The 14,954-nt window shown below is 70.4% G+C and carries 14 protein-coding genes; 3 read left to right on the plus strand and 11 right to left on the minus strand.

Annotated features, from left to right (window positions below; genetic code table 11):
- Window positions 1–38 precede the first annotated feature (38 nt).
- Complete coding sequence (locus tag ACIGEP_RS12290; RefSeq protein ID WP_396661990.1) at window positions 39–758, plus strand: ABC transporter ATP-binding protein; 720 nt, start codon at window positions 39–41, stop codon at window positions 756–758.
- A gap of 39 nt (window positions 759–797) precedes the next feature.
- On the opposite strand, the gene ACIGEP_RS12295 is transcribed toward ACIGEP_RS12290, so the two are convergent.
- Genes ACIGEP_RS12295 through ACIGEP_RS12320 form a run of 6 tightly spaced genes read right to left on the minus strand, consistent with a single transcriptional unit; the run spans window position 798 to window position 7,272 of the window.
- Window positions 798–1,598 (minus strand): HpcH/HpaI aldolase/citrate lyase family protein, encoded by an 801-nt coding sequence (locus tag ACIGEP_RS12295; protein ID WP_396661900.1) that lies wholly within the window; start codon window positions 1,596–1,598, stop codon window positions 798–800.
- Window positions 1,583–2,368, minus strand: a complete 786-nt coding sequence (locus ACIGEP_RS12300; RefSeq protein ID WP_396661901.1) for a 2-keto-4-pentenoate hydratase — start codon at window positions 2,366–2,368, stop codon at window positions 1,583–1,585. The genes ACIGEP_RS12295 and ACIGEP_RS12300 overlap by 16 nt, the downstream gene beginning before the upstream one ends.
- Window positions 2,369–2,377: 9 nt before the next feature.
- Window positions 2,378–3,526, minus strand: a complete 1,149-nt coding sequence (gene hpaD, locus ACIGEP_RS12305; RefSeq protein WP_396661902.1) for a 3,4-dihydroxyphenylacetate 2,3-dioxygenase — start codon at window positions 3,524–3,526, stop codon at window positions 2,378–2,380.
- A 32-nt stretch (window positions 3,527–3,558) separates the two neighbouring features.
- Window positions 3,559–5,070, minus strand: coding sequence for a 5-carboxymethyl-2-hydroxymuconate semialdehyde dehydrogenase (gene hpaE, locus ACIGEP_RS12310; RefSeq protein ID WP_396661903.1), 1,512 nt, complete (start codon window positions 5,068–5,070; stop codon window positions 3,559–3,561).
- Window positions 5,071–5,092: 22 nt separating this feature from the next.
- Window positions 5,093–5,791 carry a GntR family transcriptional regulator gene (locus tag ACIGEP_RS12315; protein ID WP_311860512.1) on the minus strand — a complete coding sequence of 233 codons (699 nt, stop codon included), beginning with the start codon at window positions 5,789–5,791 and terminating at the stop codon, window positions 5,093–5,095.
- A complete protein-coding gene (locus ACIGEP_RS12320) occupies window positions 5,773–7,272 on the minus strand; it encodes a fumarylacetoacetate hydrolase family protein (protein ID WP_396661904.1) in 1,500 nt (499 codons plus the stop codon). Before ACIGEP_RS12320 ends, ACIGEP_RS12315 begins: the two co-directional genes overlap by 19 nt.
- Window positions 7,273–7,383: 111 nt before the next feature.
- On the opposite strand from ACIGEP_RS12320, the gene ACIGEP_RS12325 reads away from it, so the two are divergent.
- Both ACIGEP_RS12325 and ACIGEP_RS12330 read left to right on the plus strand, forming a co-directional pair.
- Window positions 7,384–8,766, plus strand: coding sequence for an MFS transporter (locus tag ACIGEP_RS12325; RefSeq protein WP_396661905.1), 1,383 nt, complete (start codon window positions 7,384–7,386; stop codon window positions 8,764–8,766).
- 38 nt (window positions 8,767–8,804) lie between these two features.
- Window positions 8,805–10,679 (plus strand): FAD-dependent monooxygenase, encoded by a 1,875-nt coding sequence (locus ACIGEP_RS12330; RefSeq protein WP_396661906.1) that lies wholly within the window; start codon window positions 8,805–8,807, stop codon window positions 10,677–10,679.
- A 106-nt stretch (window positions 10,680–10,785) separates the two neighbouring features.
- On the opposite strand, the gene ACIGEP_RS12335 is transcribed toward ACIGEP_RS12330, so the two are convergent.
- From ACIGEP_RS12335 to ACIGEP_RS12355, 5 genes are all read right to left on the minus strand, one after another.
- The gene (locus ACIGEP_RS12335; RefSeq protein ID WP_396661907.1) at window positions 10,786–11,874 is read right to left on the minus strand and encodes a hypothetical protein; all 1,089 of its coding nucleotides are present in this window, start codon (window positions 11,872–11,874) and stop codon (window positions 10,786–10,788) included.
- Between the two features lie 112 nt (window positions 11,875–11,986).
- Entirely contained in the window at window positions 11,987–12,715 is a 729-nt protein-coding gene (locus tag ACIGEP_RS12340; protein ID WP_396661908.1) for an aquaporin, read from the minus strand.
- Window positions 12,712–13,113, minus strand: a complete 402-nt coding sequence (locus ACIGEP_RS12345; protein WP_396661909.1) for an arsenate reductase ArsC — start codon at window positions 13,111–13,113, stop codon at window positions 12,712–12,714. Before ACIGEP_RS12345 ends, ACIGEP_RS12340 begins: the two co-directional genes overlap by 4 nt.
- Entirely contained in the window at window positions 13,110–13,628 is a 519-nt protein-coding gene (locus ACIGEP_RS12350; protein ID WP_396661910.1) for a GNAT family N-acetyltransferase, read from the minus strand. The genes ACIGEP_RS12345 and ACIGEP_RS12350 overlap by 4 nt, the downstream gene beginning before the upstream one ends.
- Window positions 13,628–14,929, minus strand: coding sequence for an FAD-dependent oxidoreductase (locus ACIGEP_RS12355; RefSeq protein ID WP_396661911.1), 1,302 nt, complete (start codon window positions 14,927–14,929; stop codon window positions 13,628–13,630). Before ACIGEP_RS12355 ends, ACIGEP_RS12350 begins: the two co-directional genes overlap by 1 nt.
- Between the last annotated feature and the right edge of the window lie 25 nt (window positions 14,930–14,954).

The raw sequence follows: 14,954 nt of genomic DNA on the forward strand, positions 1-14,954 counted from the left end.
CTGCCGACACCGCACGCACCGACCCCCAGGGAGAGACCATGACCGACACCCTCGCCCCCACGACCACCCCGACCGCCACGGCGGCGTCGTACCGGCTGACCGGCGTGACGAAGGAGTACACCCGCAACGGCCAGAAGGTGCGTGCGCTCGCCGGAGTCGATCTCGCGATCGCGGCCGGGGAGTTCGTCACCATCCAGGGGCCGACCGGAGGCGGCAAGTCGACGCTTCTGCAACTTCTGGGAGCGCTCGACAAGCCGACGTCGGGGAGCGTCCTGCTCGGCGACACCGACCTGGCCACCGCCTCGAGCGCGGCGCTCGGCGCGATCCGCGCCCAGGAGATCGGGTTCGTGTTCCAGGGGTTCAATCTCATCCCCACCCTCACGGCCGCCGAGAACGTCGACATGGGGCTCGAGCCGCTGGGGATCCCGAAGCCCGATCGTGCCGTGCGCGTCGCGGATGCGCTGGAACGGGTCGGACTCGCCGAGCGCGCCGACCACCGCCCGGGGGAGCTGTCGGGCGGTCAGCAGCAGCGTGTCGCGATCGCGCGCGCCATCGTGAAGCGACCGCGCGTCCTGCTGGCCGACGAACCGACGGGCAACCTCGACGAGTCGATGCGCGACGAGATCCTGCAGGTCCTCGAGGCGCTCCACACGGACGGGCTGACGCTGATCGTCGTGACGCACGACTCGGCGGTCGCGGCGCGGGCTCAGCGGCGACTGCGCCTCGCCAAGGGCACCGTCGCCGACCTCACCCGCTGACGGCGTCGGGCGGCCGCCGCAGGGCGGTCACCCGGCCCCTCAATAACCCGCGCGCCTCTCCCCGCCGGTATCCGACCAGCGCGCGGCCAACGCCTCGGACCCCCGGGCGAGCATCGCGACGTCGGCGCCGACGAGCACGAAGTCGGCGCCGGCGTCGACGTAGGACTGTGCGACCTCGGGGTCGAACGCGTTCACGCCGACGGGGATGCCGGCATCCTTCACCGCGGCGAAGGCGCGCAGCACGGCGGCGGTGACCTCGGGATGGGTCTGCTGGCCGAGCAGGCCGAGGGATGCCGCGAGGTCGCTCGGCCCCACGAAGACACCGTCCACACCGTCCACCGCGGCGATCGCTCCCGCGGCCTCGACGCCCCCGGCCGTCTCGACCTGGACGAACAGGGACACGTGCTCGTCGGCGTCGGCGAGGTATCCGTCGACCCGGTTCCAGCGCGCCGACCGGCCGAGGGCCGAGCCGACCCCGCGCCGACCACGCGGGGGATAGCGCACCGCCTCGACGACAGCCTGCGCCTGCGCAGCCGACGACACCATCGGCACGAGCAGGTTCTGCGCGCCGAGGTCGAGCACCTGCTTGATGACGACCGCGTCATCGGAGGGCACGCGGACGACCGGGGTCACCGGGTAGGCCGCGACGGCCTGCAGCTGGACGAGCACGGACTCGAGGCCGTTCGGGGCGTGCTCCATGTCGATGAGCACCCAGTCCAGGCCCGCGCCGGCGCAGATCTCGGCGACGAGGGGCGAGCCGGAGCACACCCACATCCCGGCCAGCGCGCGGTCGGCGTCCTCGAGTGCGGCGCGGAAGGTCGGGGTCAGACGAAGCGACATATGATCTCCCCCATCGGGCCGTACTCGCACCGTACCTCGTCGCCCGCCGACACCCACATCGGACGGGTGAACGAGCCGGCCAGGATGATCTCGCCGGCCTCCAGTCGGGCGCCGTGCTGGGCGAATTTGTTGGCGAGCCAGGCGACGCCCGTCGCGGGATGGCCCAGGACCCCGGCGGCGACGCCGGTCTCCTCGATCTCGCCGTTGCGCGAGAGGACGCCCGGTACCCAGCGCAGGTCGATCTCGTCGGGACGCTTGTGCACGTCGCCGAGCACCATCGCGCCGTAGGCCGCGTTGTCCGAGATCGTGTCGACGATGGTGCGGCCCTCGAGCTCGATGTGCGAGTTCAGCACCTCAAGGGCAGGGACCGCGTAGTCGATCGCGGCGAGTGCGTCCTCGAGCGTGCATCCCGGCCCTTCGAGGGGCTTCCGCAGCACGAACGCGAGCTCGACCTCGATGCGCACGTTCGAGAACCGGGCGGCATCGATCTCGTCGCCCGAGCGGTAAACGGTGTCGTCGAACATCACGCCGTAGTCGGGCTCGGTGATGCCCGTCGCCTGTTGCATCGCCTTGCTCGTGAGGCCGATCTTGCGGCCCACGAGGCGGCGCCCGGCCGCGATGTTGCGGTCGCGCCAGACGCCCTGGATCGCGTAGGAGTCCTCGACGGTAGCGTCGGGGTACCGGGCAGTGATCCGGGGGATGACGCCGTTCGTGCGCTCGGCCTCGGCCAGCTCGGCCGCGATCTCGGCGATGGTCTCGGGGGGCAGCATCCGGTCTCCTCAGAGCTGGTTGCCGAGTTTGAACTCGCCGTCGCCCGCCGGCTCAGGGGCGCGGGTGTAGGAGAATCCGTCGGCGCCGATCGTGACGGCCATCTCGGACGAGTCGGTGCGGGCGACGACGGGCTGCGGGTTGCCGTCGAGGTCGAGCACGAGCGAGGCATCGGTGTACCAGCTCGGGACGACGGGGTTGCCCCACCAGTCGCGACGCTGGTTGTCGTGCACGTCCCACGTGACGACCGGGTTGTCGGGGTCGCCCGTGTAGTAGTCCTGCGTGTACACCTCGACGCGGTGCCCGTCGGGGTCGCGCAGGTAGAGGTAGAACGCGTTCGAGACACCGTGACGACCCGGTCCGCGTTCGATGGCGTCCGAGCGGCGCAGCGCGCCCAGCTTGTCGCAGATCGCGAGGATGTTGTGCTTCTCGTGCGTCGCGAAGCAGACGTGGTGCATGCGGGGGCCGTCACCACCGGTCATGGCGGTGTCGTGGACGGTGGGCTTGCGCCGCATCCAGGCCGCGTAGACGGTGCCCTCCTCGTCCTGGATGTCCTCGGTCACGCGGAACCCGAGCGACTGCATGAAGTTCACCGCCCGCGGCACGTCGGGGGTCACCTGGTTGAAGTGGTCGAGGCGCACCAGCTCGCCCGGGCTGTAGAGGTCGTACCGCCACGACAGGCGCTCGACGCGCTCGGTCGCGAAGAAGAACTCGAAGGGGAAGCCGAGGGGGTCGACCACGCGCACCGAGTCGCCGATGCCCTTCGTGAAGCCGTTCGGCTCACGCCGCACGTCGCAGCCGAGCTCGGAGTAGAAGGCGACGGCCTTGTCGAGGTCCTCGGCGGAGCGCACCCGGTACGAGAAGGCCGCGACGGCGGCGACCGGACCCTGCCGCAGGACGAGGTTGTGGTGGATGAACTCCTCGGTCGAGCGCAGGTAGATCGCCTCGTCGTCCTCCTCGGTGACGTGCAGCCCCAGGATGTCGACGTAGAAGACACGGGATGCCGCGAGGTCGGTGACGACCAGTTCCATGTACGCGCAGCGCAGCACGTCGGGGGCGGGCGAGGCGGGCGTCGGGATCGGGTCGTCCGAGCGGATGGGGGACTCCTGGCTCACCCAGAAGCCGGAGGAGGTCAGAGTCATGTCGTCGCGGTGGCTCATGTCAGCGTCCTTGCGTGATCGAGGCGGTCGTGTCAGTTCTTGCCGAAGGTCGGGTTGTGCACCTTGCCGAGCGTGATGTGCACGGCCTGCTGGTCGGTGTAGAAGTCGATCGACCGGTAGCCGCCCTCGTGTCCGAGCCCCGACGCCTTCACCCCGCCGAACGGCGTGCGGAGGTCGCGGACGTTGTTCGAGTTGAGCCAGACCATGCCGGCCTCGACCGCCTGCGAGAAGTTGTGCGCGCGCTTCAGGTCGTTCGTCCAGATGTAGGCGGCGAGCCCGTACTTCGTGTCGTTCGCGAGCGCGAGCGCCTCGTCGTCGGTGTCGAACGGGGTGATCGCGACGACGGGTCCGAAGATCTCCTCCTGGAAGATGCGCGCGGTCGGCGGCACGTCGGCGAAGACCGTCGGTGCCACGAAGTTGCCGTCCTCGAAGCCGTCGGGGCGGCCGCCGCCGGCGACCAGGCGTCCCTCGCTCTTGCCGAGCTCGACGTAGGACATGACCTTGTCGTAGTGCTCGGGGTGCACGAGGGCGCCGACCTCGGTCGCGGGGTCGTGCGGGTAGCCGACCTTCACGCGCTGCGCCTGCGCCGCGTAGCGCTCGACGAACTCGTCGTACACCTCGCGCTGGACGAGGATGCGGCTGCCCGCCGTGCAGCGCTCGCCGTTGAGCGAGAACACCCCGAAGATCGTCGCGTCGATCGCGGCGTCCAGGTCGGCGTCGGCGAAGACGACCGCCGGGCTCTTGCCGCCGAGCTCCATCGACAGCCCCTTCAGCCAGGGTGCCGCGTTCGCGAAGATCAGCTGGCCCGTCGAGCTCTCGCCGGTGAACGAGATGAGCGGCACGTCGGGATGCTTCACGAGTGCGTCGCCGGCGTCCTCGCCGAGGCCGTTGACGAGGTTGAACACACCCTGGGGGAGGCCCGCCTCTTCGAAGATGCCGGCCCAGAGGGATGCCGACAGCGGTGTAAACTCGGCGGGCTTCAGCACCACCGTGTTGCCGGTCGCAAGCGCGGGGCCGAGCTTCCAGGACTCGAGCATGAAGGGCGTGTTCCAGGGCGTGATGAGCCCCGCGACCCCGATCGGCTTGCGGTTGACGTAGTTGATCTGGCGCCCCGGCACTTTGAACGTGTCGTCGGACTGGGCGACGATCAGGTCCGCGAAGAAGCGGAAGTTCTCGGCCGCTCGCCGTGCCTGCCCGAGCGCCTGCGTGATCGGCAGGCCGGAGTCGAACGACTCGAGCTCGGCGAGGCGGGTGTCGCGCGACTCGACGATGTCAGCGATCCGGTGCAGCACGCGCGAGCGCTCGCGCGGCAGCATCTTCGGCCACGGTCCGTCGGTGAAGGCGCGGCGTGCGGCGGCGACGGCGGCATCCACATCGGCCTTCTTGCCCGCGGCGGCCTGCAGGTACACACGGTTGGTCACCGGGTCGAGCACGTCGAAGGTGCCGCCGTCGTGCGAGTCGACGAAGGCACCGTCGATGTAGTGCTGGATGCGGGTGGGGAGGTCTGCGGGCGTGTGGGGCGCCGCCAGGGTGGGGTCCGTCATGTCGTGCGTCCTTGCTCGAGGGTCAGAAGTTCGGGAGGCCGAGGGCCTCGTCCGGGTGTTCGTGGATCATGTAGGCGTCGAGGGTCGCGGACCGATGGCGGCGGGCCGCCTGCTCGATCTCGCCGAGGGGCGCGCCGCGCTCGATCAGCGCGACGATCTGCTCGTGCTCGCGCACCGACTCCTGCGCCCGACCCGGCACGAAGCTGAAGGTCGAATCGCGGAGGTGCCCGAGCCTGGCCCACTCGGATTCGACGAGCTCCAGCATCCGCGGGTTCGCGCACTTGCCGTAGAGGGTCGCGTGGAACTCCTGGTTCAGGCGGGTGAACGAGTGCGGATCGAAGTCGCTGAGCGACTGGATCATCCGTTCGTTCGTCTGCCGAGCGTGACGGAGGTCGTCGGCGGTCAGGCGGCGTGCGGCCAGCGCCGTCGCGGTGCCCTCGAGGATCGACAGCGCCTGCATGCTGAAGCGGTACTGCGTGTCGTCGACCATCGAGACGCGCGCGCCCACGTTGCGCTCGAAGGTCACCAGGCCCTCGGCCTCGAGCTGGCGGATCGCCTCGCGGACGGGGACGACGCTCATGTCCAGTTCTCCGGCGATCGCACCGAGCACGAGGCGATACCCGGGGGTGAACTCCTGCGACGCGATGCGCTCCTTCACCCAGTGATACGCGCGCTGCGATTTGCTGAGCCCCGGTGCCGTCGTCAGATCGTCGCTCGCCATGCGCGGTACCGGTCCTTCCACTCGCCCGCGAGGGGGAACAGGCCGTCGACGGGATGCCCGTGGGCGACCTGCTCGGCGATCCAGCCGTCCTCGATCTCCTGTTCCAGCGCGGCGTCGGCGACCTCGACGGCGAGCGCCGGCGGGATCACGATGACGCCGTCGGCGTCGCCGACGAGGATGTCGCCCGGCTCGACGGTGGTGCCGCCGCAGGCGATCGCCACATCGACGTCCCACGGTACGTGGCGGCGGCCGAGGACGGCGGGGTGCGCACCGGCCGTGTAGACCGGGATGCCGACGGCCGTCACCGCGTCGAGGTCGCGGACGCCGCCGTCGGTCACGATCCCCGCCGCTCCGCGGGCGTGCGCACGGAGCGCGAGGATGTCGCCGAGGGTGCCCGATCCCGACTCGCCGCGCGCCTCGATCACGATGACCTCGCCCTCACCGACCGCGTCGAAGGCGCGCTTCTGGGCGTTGTAGCCGCCGCCGTGGCTGTCGAACAGGTCCTCGCGGTTCGGGACGAAGCGCAGCGTCCGGGCGGTGCCGACGAGCTTGGCGCCCGGGTGCAGCGGCCGGACGCCGTCGATGGTGACGTTGTTCAGGCCGCGCTTGCGCAACTGCTGGGACAGCGCGGCGACGGGCGTGCGGTGGAGCTTGTCGCGCAGCTCGGGGTCGAGTCCCGGCGCGGATTCGTCCGGCAGCCCGGCGGCTTCGCGGGAGCCCCACGCCTCGGCACGCTGCACATCATCGACGGCGGGCAGTGAGCCGAGCGCGGGGTCGAACCCCCGCTCGCCCTGGACGACGGTCGTGCGCAGCCGACCCGACGAGGGCGCACCGGCGACATCTGGGGCATCCACTTCGACCTCGATCACGTCACCGGGGACGACAACGGACGACCCGGCGGGGGTTCCGGTGAGGATGACGTCGCCGCGCTCGAGGGTCAGATGCTGCGACAGGTCGGCGACGATCTGCGCGAACGGGAAGATCATGTCGGCCGTCGTGTCGTCCTGTGCGAGCTCGCCGTTGACCCACGCGCGGACGCGCAGGCCGGCCGGGTCGATCTGTCGGGCGTCGATCAGGTGGGGGCCGATGGGCGTAAAGCCGTCGCGGCCCTTCGAGCGCAGGTTCGATCCGCGGTCGTTCGCGCGCAGGTCGTAGAGACCGAAGTCGTCGGATGCCGTGACCCAGGCGACGTGCGCCCACGCATCGTCCGGGCTGACATGGCGGGCGTCGACGCCGATGACGAGGGCGACCTCCGCTTCGAAGGCGAGCAGCTCGGTTCCGGCGGGGCGCTCGATCGTCTCGCCGGAGGCGGCGAGGGAGCTCGAGGGCTTGAGGAAGTAGGAGGGTGCCGAGGGGCGCCGTCCGCGCTGATCGGCCCGCGAGGCGTAACTCAGGTGGACCGCGATGACCTTGCCCGGGCGCTGCGGAAGGACGGCGAAACGCGGATCGACGGGGGTCGTCGGTTCGATGTCGTGGGTCATGAGCTCCCTCGCTCTTGCGGCATATCCCAAATCGTATATTATCGACGCATCCGCAGCAACGCCCATCCCGGCGGCGGATCCGACAGTGTCGTCACCCAGGAGTCAACGAAGATGAGCGAATCCTCGCGCACGGGGTTCACCCCCACCGGAACGATCAGCAGCCCGACCGACAGGCGACGCGTCGTCTTCGCGACGGTCGTCGGCACCACCGTCGAGTGGTACGACTTCTTCATCTACGCGCAGGCGGCCGGCCTCGTCTTCGCGCAGCTGTTCTTCGCGCCACTGGGGGAGAGTACGGCGACGATCCTCTCGTTCCTCACGGTCGGCATCAGCTTCCTGTTCCGACCGCTCGGCGCGTTCCTCGCCGGTCACTTCGGCGACAAGTACGGCCGCCGCGTCGTGCTGGTCGTCACCCTCGTCCTCATGGGTGTCGCCACGACACTCGTCGGTCTGCTCCCGACCTGGACCGTCATCGGCCTCGCCGCACCCATCCTCCTCATCCTCCTGCGCATCCTGCAGGGGATCTCGGCCGGCGGCGAGTGGGGCGGCGCGGTCCTCATGGCCGTCGAGCACGCGCCGAAGCAGAAGCGCGGCCTGTTCGGCGCCTCGCCGCAGATCGGCGTGCCCATCGGCCTGCTGCTGGCCTCGGGGATGATGGCGCTGATGTCGGTGCTCGCCCCCGGCGACGCCTTCCTCGAGTGGGGCTGGCGCGTGCCGTTCCTCTTCTCGATCGTCCTGATCCTCGTCGGCTACTACATCCGTCGGCGCGTCGAGGAGAGCCCGGTCTTCCTCGAGCTCGCCGAGCGCAAGGAGCGCACCCGCACCCCGATCGTCCAGCTCTTCCGCAAGCACGCCCTCCTCGTCGTCATCGCGGCGCTCGTCTTCGCCGGCAACAACGCCGCGGGGTACATGACCACCGGCGGCTACATCCAGAACTACGCCACCAACCCCGAGGGGCCGCTCGCCATGGACCGCAGCAGCGTCCTTCTGGCGGTCACCGGCTCGGCGCTCTTCTGGCTCGCCTCGACCTGGACCGCCGGCTGGCTCAGCGACCGCGTCGGCCGCCGCAACACCTACATCGGCGGCTGGATCCTGCAGCTCGTCGGCGTCTTCACCCTCTTCCCGCTCGTCAACACCGGGGAGATCGGGTTGCTGTTCACGGGTCTCGCGATCCTCGCCATCGGCCTCGGCTTCACCTACGGGCAGCAGTCGGCCTACTACGCCGAACTCTTCCCGGCCTCGATCCGCTTCTCGGGTGTGTCGATCTCGTACGCGATCGGCGCGATCCTCGGCGGCGCGTTCGCCCCGACCATCGCGACGGCGCTCGTGCAGGCGACCGGCACGACGTGGTCTGTCGCGCTCTACTTGGCCGGAATGACCGTGCTCGGCCTCCTTGCGACCCTGCTCCTGCGGGACCGCACCGGCATCCCCCTCGGGCCGGACTTCGAGGAGGAGCAGGCGAAGAGCCCGATCTACGAGGTGTCCCGGGCCTGAGCCCGCGGCACCCGATCGTCTTCTCGAAAGCGAGCACCATGCAGTTCCACCACCACGGCTACGTCTCGGGCGACCCCCGCGTCCAGGACGCCGCAGGCACCGGGATCGACCGACCCGACGCCCTGCCCGACGAGACCGACGTGCTCATCGTGGGATCGGGACCGGCCGGGATGCTGCTGGCCGCGCAGATGTCGCAGTTCCCGGACGTCTCGACCCGCCTCATCGAGCGGCGCGGCGGCAGGTTGCCGCTCGGTCAGGCCGACGGCATCCAACCGCGCAGCGTCGAGACCTTCCAGGCGTTCGGCTTCGCCGAGCGGATCATCGCCGAGGCCTACAACATCGGGTACATGAACTTCTGGGGGCCCGACCCCGATGACCCCTCCCGCATCCGCCGCACGAGTCGCACCGAGGACTACGGCCTGAAGATCAGCGAGTTCCCGCATCTGATCGTCAACCAGGCGCGAGTGCTCGACTACTTCGCCGAGGCGGCGGCGCTCGGGCCCGGCCGCATCCGTCCGGACTACGGTGTCGAGTTCCTCGGGCTCACCAGAGACGACGCGGTCGAGTACCCGCTCGCGGTGCGGGTGCGTCACGTCGAGGGCGACCGGGCCGGCGAGGAGCGGACGATCCGCGCGAAGTACGTCGTGGGCTGCGACGGCGCCCGCAGCGGTGTGCGCGAGGCGATCGGACGGCGCCACATCGGGCAGTTCGCGGCGCACGCCTGGGGTGTCATGGACGTTCTCGTGAACACCGACTTCCCCGACTGGCGCATCAAGTGCGCGATCAACTCGGAAGCCGGGAACATCCTGCACATCCCGCGCGAGGGCGGGTACCTCTCGCGCATGTACATCGACCTCGGCGAGGTCGCCGATACCGACAACCGTGCCGTCCGCAGCACGCCTGTCGAGGAGATCATCCGACGCGCGAACGAGATCCTGCACCCGTACTCGATCGACGTGAAGCAGGTCGCCTGGCACAGCGTCTACGAGGTCGGGCACCGGGTGACCGACCGCTTCGACGACGTCGAGGACGGCGACGGCCGCACTCCCCGGGTGTTCCTCACCGGCGACGCCTGCCACACGCACAGCGCGAAGGCAGGGCAAGGCATGAACGTGTCGATGCAGGACGGGTTCAACCTCGGCTGGAAGCTCGGTCATGTGCTCACCGGGCTCGCCCCGGCATCCCTCCTGTCCACGTACTCCGAGGAGCGTCAGCCCGTCGCGCAGCAGCTCATCGACTTCGACCGGGAGTGGTCCTCGCTCATGGCGCGAAAGCCCCACGAGATCTCGGACCCCGACGACCTCGCGAACTACTACCTCGCGACCGCCGAGTTCCCCTCGGGCTTCATGACCCGCTACGACGCGTCGGCGATCATCGGCGATGACCGCCACCAGGCGCTCGCCGAGGGCTACCCCGTCGGCAAGCGTTTCGCGTCCGTCGCGGTGACGCGGGTGAGCGACGGCAACGTCGTGCACCTCGGTCACCACGCCCGCGCCGACGGCCGCTGGCGGGTCTACGCCTTCGCCGACACGGATGCCGCGACCCTGGGCGCGTGGGCGGAGTGGGCGGCCGCGCCCGCCTCACCGCTGGGGCGATTCACGCCCGCCGGAGTCGACGTCGACGCGGTCTTCGATGTGAAGGTCGTCTACCCGCAGTCGTACGACGTGGTCGACCTGCTGTCGGTGCCGGAGATCTTCCGTCCCCGGACCGGACCGCTCGGCCTCATGGATTGGGAGAAGGTCTACGCGGCGGGACCCGGGGCCTGGAACACCGTCGACATCTTCGCCGAACGCGGGATCGACTCCCGCGGCGCCGTCGTAGTGGTGCGTCCCGATCAGTACGTCGCGGCGGTGCTGCCCCTGGGCGCCACCGCCGAGCTCGACGCCTTCCTCTCCGGCGCGTTCGCGCGCTGAGGCGTCACAGACCGAGCGCGACCCGACGACGACCTGCTCCCATTCGGCGGGTGAGAGAGCAGATCGCGTCGGGTCGCGACGGACGACCGGTCGGGTCCGGCCCGCGTCACCAGCTGCGCGAGGCCGAGGTCGCCGCCTTCGAGAGCTTCGTCTCGGGGACCACGAACCGGTAGGTGCCCTTCGACGTCGCCGTGTAGGCGGCCTTGCCCGTGGTGCTCGTCTTCCGCGTGGCGATCGTCTTCCAGCCCTTCGCCGTGCGTTTCTGCACCTTCACCGTCGTGTCCTTGGGTGCCGCGGTGAAGCCCGCCCCGGCGTTGAACGAGACGGATGCGGTGTACGTCATCGTGACGACCGATCCCCGGGAGTACGTCGCTTCGGAGGAGATGCCGACCTTGCCGCCGGCCTTGCCCGTCGACTTCTTCGCGATGGTCTTGGCCCCCGTGGCATCCGACCAGTGCGTCGGTGCCGCCAGCGCCTGGGCACGCCATGTGCCCTTGGCGTCGTCGCGGATGACGGCCGAGTAGGCACCCTTCCTGTTGGTCGTGACGGTCTTCTTCGTCACCCAGGTCGAGCCGGTCTTCTTCTGCAGTGCGACACGTGAGCCCGATTGCGCGACGAAGGAGGGCGAGCAGCACGACGGGTCGAACCGCGTCACGGTGCCCGAGAAAGCGAGGCCGTCGATGCGCCGGGTGAGGCGCATGGTCGCGTCGGCGGCGTGGCGCAGGTCGACGGTCGCGTTCGCGAACACGACCCGCGGGGAGTCGGACCAATAGTCGGCACCGTTCGCCGAAGCCCAGGAGTAGCTGAGCGCCGCGTCCTGGACGGTGGCGGTGTACGAGCCGGCGATGGCGAAATCGGGGTACGCGGGGAGGTCGAGCTGGACGCGTCCGTTCTGGTAGTCGACCCGCGATGCGTCGATCCGCCACGAACCGAGCTGACGGTTGTCCTTCTTTCGGATGAGGGCGACGGTCACGCTCTCGAGGCAGTCGGGCGCCTGCCCGGCGCTCGACTTCGCGACATCCACGTAGAAGATCTGCTCGTGCGACGCCGCCGAGATCTTCTTCGGTGCGGTGAGGGTCACCGTGCAGGCGTTGACGATCGCCGCGTTCGCCGGCGCGGCGGCGACCAACGAGGAGAGTACGAGCGCGATCGCCACTCCCACCGTGGTCGTGATCTTCGTGAACCGGAATGTCATGCGTTTCCTCCTGCACAGAGCTGAGCGTGCGATCGCACGCGGCATCACATTAGGGAGCTCTCATCCACCGGTCGGGCGGCCGGACGCTATCCGTACGAATCCGGACAGGCGCTCAGGCCGAGCCCGACCCGACGCGAACTGCGGCACCGGGGGCGGGATGGGCGCGCTTCGCGTCGGGTCGGCGGGGGAAGAGGGCCATCGTGAGCAGGATGCCGACGGTCGCCCCGACGAGCTGTGCGAGGAGGAACGCGCCGGCCGAGGCCGGTGCGATGCCGGCGAAGGTGTCGCTCACGACGCGTCCGATCGTCGCGGCGGGGTTCGCGAACGCCGTGGAGCTCGTGAACCAGTACGCCGCGCCGATGTAGGCGCCGACGGCGGCGGCGATCACGGGCACCGCGGCCGCCGCACGCGTCAGCCCGGCGACCAGCAGCACGAGGCCGGCCGTCGCGACCACCTCGGCGAGCACCGTGCCCGCGTCTGCGCGTTCCGTTCGAGAGACGGCCGGCGTGACCGAGAACATCGCATTCGCGAGCAGGGCTCCGCCGATCGCACCCGCCGTCTGGGCGGCGACGAACGCGGCGGCGTCGCGCCCGCGACGACGGTCGAGCACGACGCTCGCGAGCGTCACGGCCGGGTTGAGGTGTGCTCCCGACACCGGCGCCAAAAGCACGATGATCACGAAGAGGCCCAGCGCGGTCGCGGTGGAGTTCTCCAGCAGCCGTAGACCGGCATCCGTCGACAGTCGCTCCGCGGCGATACCGGAGCCGACGACGACCGTGACGAGCAGACCCGTCCCGACCGCTTCTGCGAGGGAGGCTCGCCAGAGCGGGACCGCGGTCACGGGGCCAGGTCGGCGATGAGCGCTTCGACGCGGGTGCGGATGTCGTCGCGGATGCGGCGGACGTCCTCGATGCCCCGACCGGCCGGGTCGTCGAGCTGCCAGTCCTCGTAGCGCTTTCCGGGGAAGATCGGGCAGGCGTCGCCGCATCCCATCGTGATGACGACATCCGACTCGCGGACGGCGTCGACCGTCAGCAGCTTCGGGGTGTTCGCGGCGATGTCGATGCCCGCTTCGGCCATCGCGGCGACGGCGACGGGGTTGATCTGATCCTTCGGTTCGGATCCGGCGGAGAGCACCTCGACGCGGTCTCCCGCAAGGTGCTGCAGGTAGCCGGCGGCCATCTGGGAGCGTCCGGCGTTGTGGACGCAGACGAAGAGGACGGTGGGGGTGTCGGTCATGGGAGGTCGCTTCCGTTTCGGGTCGATCGGCGTTCGAGGAGGAGGGTGTCGCGCCAGTGTCCGGCGTGGGGGCCGAGCATCGAACGGGCGATGCGTTCGCGCCGGCCGACGATCCGGAAGCCGGCGTTCTCGTGCAGCCGCAGACTCACCCGGTTCTCGGGGAAGACGCTGGACTGGATCGTCCAGTACCCCACGGCCTCGGCGGCGTCGATGAAGGCATCGAGCAGGGCCCGTCCCACGCCCCGCCCGGTGTGCGCCGGGTCGACGTAGACGGAGTGCTCGACGACGCCGCGGTACACCTCGCGGGCGGAGATACGGGATGCCGCGACCCAGCCGACGGCGCGGTCGTCGGCGTCCACGGCGACCAGGCGCACGTCGGCCACCTTGCCCGCGTCGAATGCCTCCCACGTCGGGGTCGTCGTCTCGAAGGTCGCCTCGCCGCCGGCGATCCCCGCGGCGAGGATGCGTTCGACGTCCGGCCAGTCCCGCGCCGTCATCGGGCGGATGCGCGTCATCAGCAGCACCCACCGAGGTCTGTGGAGCACACGCCCGTTGCGGGCAGGGTGAGCCGCACCTGGGTCGCCGCCCTCATGTCGCCGTCGATCCACGCGACCACCGACCGGACCTGCTCGTACCCGGTGGCCAGGAGGAAGGTCGGTGCGCGGCCGTACGACTTCATGCCGACGATGAAGAAGCCGTGCTCCGGATGCCGGAGTTCGTCGAAGCCGTGCGGCTCGACGGTGCCGCAGGAGTGCACGTTCGGGTCGATGAGCGGGGCGAGCCGCACCGGGGCTTCGACGATGTCGTCGAGGCCGAGCCGCACCTCCCGCAGCATCGACAGGTCGGGCCGGAAGCCCGTGGCGCCGACGACCAGGTCGGTGTCGTGGACGGATGTCGCGCCCCGCCGCATCCCGATCAGCCGCACGCCGTCGCCGTGGCGATCGACCGAGGCGATCTCGAACGAGTCGACCTTCTCGATCACGCCGGCGTCGACGAGGGCGTCCAGTCGTGATCCGAGCGCGGCGCGGTCGCCGAGCTCGTCGTCGGCGGAGGACGACACCCGCACCGCGGTGGCGTTGCGGATGAGCCAGGTGATGCGGGTGCCGGGCTCGGACTCGGCGAGCGTGGCGAGTGCGAGGAGCGTGTTCGCGGCGGAGTGACCGGCGCCCACGACGGTCGTGCGCCGTCCGGCGAAACGTGCGCGGTCGGCGCCGAGCACGTCAGGGAGGGGGTGGCTGAGGCGGTCGCCGAGGTCGGCGGCCCCGAGCGGATCGAGACCCGTCGATCCGAGCGGGTTGGGGGAGTCGTACGTGCCGGACGCGTCGATCACGGCGCGGGCGGTCAGCTCTCCGATGCCGTCGGTGGTCGTGTACCGGACGACGAAGGGCGTCGTCTCGCGACCCGCGCTGCGGGTGCGGTCCATGCCCTCCCGGGCGACGGCCGCGACCCGGGTGCCGTAGCGGATGCGGCTCCGGAGCGCGTCGAGTTCGGCGAGCGGCGCCGCGTAGCGCTCGACCAGCTCGCGACCGGTGGGGGCGGCATCCGCTTCGGGCTCGGTCCAGCCGGAGGCTGCGAGCAGGCGGCGGGAGGCCGGGTCGACGAGGTGGCGCCAGGGGGAGAAGAGCCGGATGTGCCCCCATCGGCGGACGGCGGCAGCGGGCTCGTCGCCGGCTTCGAGGACGACGACGTCGAGTCCGCGCTCGACGAGATTCGCTGCCGCGGCGAGACCGACCGGGCCGGCGCCGATGACGACGACGGGAAGGGCGGCCAGTCCCGGCGCGGTGTCCGCGCGGGGTGTCAGCTCGAGCAGCGTCATCCGGTCCTCCGATATCGATGGATGT

The organism is Microbacterium sp. NPDC077663 (assembly GCF_044542795.1).
Taxonomy (GTDB): Bacteria; Actinomycetota; Actinomycetes; order Actinomycetales; family Microbacteriaceae; genus Microbacterium.

Excerpts from the sequence above, each read along its gene's own strand:
- ACIGEP_RS12290 (WP_396661990.1), top strand. The coding sequence starts at position 39 with ATGACCGACACCCTCGCCCCCACGACCACCCCGACCGCCACGGCGGCG.
- ACIGEP_RS12295 (WP_396661900.1), bottom strand. The coding sequence starts at position 1,598 with ATGTCGCTTCGTCTGACCCCGACCTTCCGCGCCGCACTCGAGGACGCC.
- ACIGEP_RS12300 (WP_396661901.1), bottom strand. The coding sequence starts at position 2,368 with ATGCTGCCCCCCGAGACCATCGCCGAGATCGCGGCCGAGCTGGCCGAG.
- hpaD (WP_396661902.1), bottom strand. The coding sequence starts at position 3,526 with ATGAGCCACCGCGACGACATGACTCTGACCTCCTCCGGCTTCTGGGTG.
- hpaE (WP_396661903.1), bottom strand. The coding sequence starts at position 5,070 with ATGACGGACCCCACCCTGGCGGCGCCCCACACGCCCGCAGACCTCCCC.
- ACIGEP_RS12315 (WP_311860512.1), bottom strand. The coding sequence starts at position 5,791 with ATGGCGAGCGACGATCTGACGACGGCACCGGGGCTCAGCAAATCGCAG.
- ACIGEP_RS12320 (WP_396661904.1), bottom strand. The coding sequence starts at position 7,272 with ATGACCCACGACATCGAACCGACGACCCCCGTCGATCCGCGTTTCGCC.
- ACIGEP_RS12325 (WP_396661905.1), top strand. The coding sequence starts at position 7,384 with ATGAGCGAATCCTCGCGCACGGGGTTCACCCCCACCGGAACGATCAGC.
- ACIGEP_RS12330 (WP_396661906.1), top strand. The coding sequence starts at position 8,805 with ATGCAGTTCCACCACCACGGCTACGTCTCGGGCGACCCCCGCGTCCAG.
- ACIGEP_RS12335 (WP_396661907.1), bottom strand. The coding sequence starts at position 11,874 with ATGACATTCCGGTTCACGAAGATCACGACCACGGTGGGAGTGGCGATC.
- ACIGEP_RS12345 (WP_396661909.1), bottom strand. The coding sequence starts at position 13,113 with ATGACCGACACCCCCACCGTCCTCTTCGTCTGCGTCCACAACGCCGGA.
- ACIGEP_RS12350 (WP_396661910.1), bottom strand. The coding sequence starts at position 13,628 with ATGACGCGCATCCGCCCGATGACGGCGCGGGACTGGCCGGACGTCGAA.
- ACIGEP_RS12355 (WP_396661911.1), bottom strand. The coding sequence starts at position 14,929 with ATGACGCTGCTCGAGCTGACACCCCGCGCGGACACCGCGCCGGGACTG.